Annotated in this window: 2 rRNA genes; both read left to right on the top strand. The window is 65.3% G+C overall.

Annotation, left to right across the window (positions count from 1 at the left end):
- Window positions 1-2,658: ribosomal RNA gene (locus ABLA28_RS11095) — 23S ribosomal RNA — on the top strand; the annotation flags it as partial.
- A 119-nt stretch (window positions 2,659-2,777) separates the two neighbouring features.
- Window positions 2,778-2,892, top strand: a 5S ribosomal RNA gene (gene rrf, locus ABLA28_RS11090).
- Window positions 2,893-3,313: the final 421 nt, after the last annotated feature.

Raw genomic sequence — 3,313 nt, 5'->3', positions numbered from 1 at the left:
GAGATGTAGCTCCGTCTCGTGGGCTCGGAGATGTGTATAAGAGACAGCAGCGGAACGGCATGGGAAGGCCGGCGATACCGGGTGAGAGCCCCGTACGCGAAGCGCATGCGGCCTCCCCGGCATGTCCCCGAGTAGGCCCGGGCACGTGAAACCCGGGCCGAAGCTGGGGGGACCGCCCTCCAAGGCTGAACACTCCCGGATGACCGATAGTGGACGAGTACCGTGAGGGAAAGGTGAAAAGCACCCCGAGAGGGGAGTGAAACAGCGCCTGAAACCGTGCGCCCACAAGCAGTCGGAGCGCCCGTACGCGGCGTGACGGCGTGCCTTTTGTAGAATGAGCCTGCGAGTTGCGGCGCGCGGCGAGGCCAAGCGATTGGCGAGCCGCAGCGAAAGCGAGTCTGAACAGGGCGACTCTTCCAGTCGCGCGCCGCAGACGCGAAGCCGGGTGATCTACCCGCGGCCAGGCTGAAGCAGGGGTAAGACCCTGTGGAGGGCCGAACCCACTTCGGTTGAAAACGGAGGGGATGAGCCGCGGGTAGGGGTGAAAGGCCAATCAAACCCGGAGATATCTCGTTCTCCCCGAAATAGCTTTAGGGCTAGCCTCGGGAGGTGGATCGCGGAGGTAGGGCGCCGGACGGCCGAGGGGGCTTCACCGCCTACCGAAGCCGACCGAACTGCGAATGCCGCGACCAGACACCCCGGGAGTCAGGCCGCGCGGGCTAAGCCGCGCGGCCGAGAGGGGAACAGCCCAGACCGCCCGCTAAGGCCCCCAATTCCGCGCTGAGTGGCAAAGGATGTGCGTTTGCCTAGACAACCAGGATGTTGGCTTAGAAGCAGCCATGCATTCAAAGAGTGCGTAACAGCTCACTGGTCGAGTGGACATGCGCCGACAATACACGGGGCTAAGCGCGGAGCCGAAGCGGCGGGGCCGCGCCTTTGTAGGGCGCGGCCGGTAGGGGAGCGTTCCGCGCAGGGGCGAAGCCGCCGGGGCGACCGGCGGTGGACCGCGCGGAAGCGAGAATGCAGGCATGAGTAACGAGAGAGGGGCGGGAAACCCCTCCGCCGTAAGCGCGAGGTTTCCTGGGCGAGGCTAATCCCCCCAGGGTCAGTCGGGCGCTAAGGCGAGGCCGCGAGGCGTAGCCGATGCCCAGCAGGCGGACATTCCTGCACCGCCGCCGGACCGCTAGGACCGACGGGGCGACGAAGGAGGATAGGCGGGCGGGGTTCTGGACGTCCCCGTGAAAGCGCGTAGGGCGGGCCGCAGGCAAATCCGCGGCCCACGAGAGCCTGAGACGCGAGACGAAGCCCTCGAGGCGAAGCCGCTCATTCCATGCTTCCGAGAAAAACCCCTAGGCAGGGCCGGCGGCGCCCGTACCTAAACCGACACAGGTGCGCGGGTAGAGCATACCGAGGCGTTCGGGAGAACCATGGCCAAGGAACTCGGCAAAACCGCCCCGTAACTTCGGGAGAAGGGGCGCCGCCGGGGGTGGAGGGGCGAGCCCCCCGAGCCCGCGGCGGCCGCAGCGAATAGGCCCAGGCGACTGTTTACCAAAAACACAGGACTCTGCCAAGCCGCAAGGCGACGTATAGGGTCTGACGCCTGCCCGGTGCCGGAAGGTCACGCGGAAGGGTCAGCGCGAGCGAAGCCCCGAAGCCAAGCCCCGGTAAACGGCGGCCGTAACTATAACGGTCCTAAGGTAGCGAAATTCCTTGTCGGGTAAGTTCCGACCTGCACGAAAGGCGTAACGACCTGGGCGCTGTCTCGGCCATGGACCCGGTGAAATTGCATTATTCGTGAAGATGCGAATTACCCGCGGAAGGACGGAAAGACCCCGTGAACCTTCACTGCAGCTTGGCATTGGCCGACGGTTCGGTGCGTAGAGGATAGGCAGGAGCCCGCGAAGCGGGGGCGCAAGCCCCCGCGGAGGCGCCCTTGGAATACTGCCCCCATCGCTCCGGCGGCCTAACGCGCGGCCGCCATCCGGCGCGCGGACCGTGCCAGGCGGGCAGTTTGACTGGGGCGGTCGCCTCCCAAAAGGTAACGGAGGCGCGCGCAAGGTCCGCTCGGGACGGTCGGCAACCGTCCTTGGAGCGCAAGAGCACAAGCGGGCCTGACTGCGAGACCCACGAGTCGAGCAGGGACGAAAGTCGGCTCTAGTGATCCGGCGGCCCCACGTGGGAGGGCCGTCGCTCAACGGATAAAAGGTACTCCGGGGATAACAGGCTGATCTTGCCCAAGAGTCCACATCGACGGCAAGGTTTGGCACCTCGATGTCGGCTCATCGCATCCTGGGGCTGTAGTCGGTCCCAAGGGTATGGCTGTTCGCCATTCAAAGCGGTACGCGAGCTGGGTTCAGAACGTCGTGAGACAGTTCGGTCCCTATCCTCCGCGGGCGCAGGAGAACTGAGGGGAGCCGCCCCTAGTACGAGAGGACCGGGGCGGACGCACCTCTGGTGCACCGGTTGTCGACCGACGGCATCGCCGGGTGGCCACGTGCGGACGGGATAAGCGCTGAAGGCATCTAAGCGCGAAGCCTCCCCTAAGATGAGTTCTCCCTTCGGTAAGGACCCCGGCAGACCACCGGGTCGATAGGCCGCAGCTGCAAGCACGGCGACGTGCTCAGGCGAGCGGTACTAATAGTCCGAGCTCTTCCGAATCCCCGTCCCCGGAGGGGGCGGGCCCCATGCGCGGCGGGGCTTCCGTCTGCATGGAGCGCGGCATCTCCGCGCGTCGGCGCTACGCGGCCCTCAGGGTCGCCCGCACGGGCGCCCTGGACGAGCGCGGCCACGGAGGCGGGGATCACCCGGTCCCGTTCCGAACCCGGCAGTTAAGCCCGCCATCGCCCGACGTACTGCGGGGAAAGCCCGTGGGAGGCAGGGCCGCCGCGCTCGCCCAGCGCGCCCGCACGCGCGCCCCGGCGCACCGAAGGCCCCGCCATGCGCGGGGCCTTTCTCGTTCCCGTTTCGGATCGGCGCTCCTCTTTCGCGTTCCCACCATTGCCAATGCAAGATTCAATAGGTTCGACGCAAGACCTCGAACAAAGGAAATATATACCGCTATCAGGGGCGTATTACACTTTACGCAGAAAGCGCGATGCGTATCGGCGCAGGTTCGTTGCGAAGACGGAGGGTGTCGCATGATTACCGATCTTCGAATTGACGAAGCCCGTAAGCGGTTGTATTACGAAAAGGGCTATTGGCAAACGAAGACCCTGATCGACGTCTGGAACGAGGGACTCGAATCCCATCGGGACAATATCTACGCTGTCTCTTATACACATCTCCGAGCCCACGAGACGGAGCTACATCGCGT

The sequence above is a fragment of the uncultured Fretibacterium sp. genome (assembly GCF_963544685.1).
Lineage (GTDB): Bacteria > Synergistota > Synergistia > Synergistales > Aminobacteriaceae > CAJPSE01.
The sequence above is the reverse complement of the archived record's forward strand: the minus strand, read 5'-3'. Positions and strand labels throughout refer to the sequence as shown.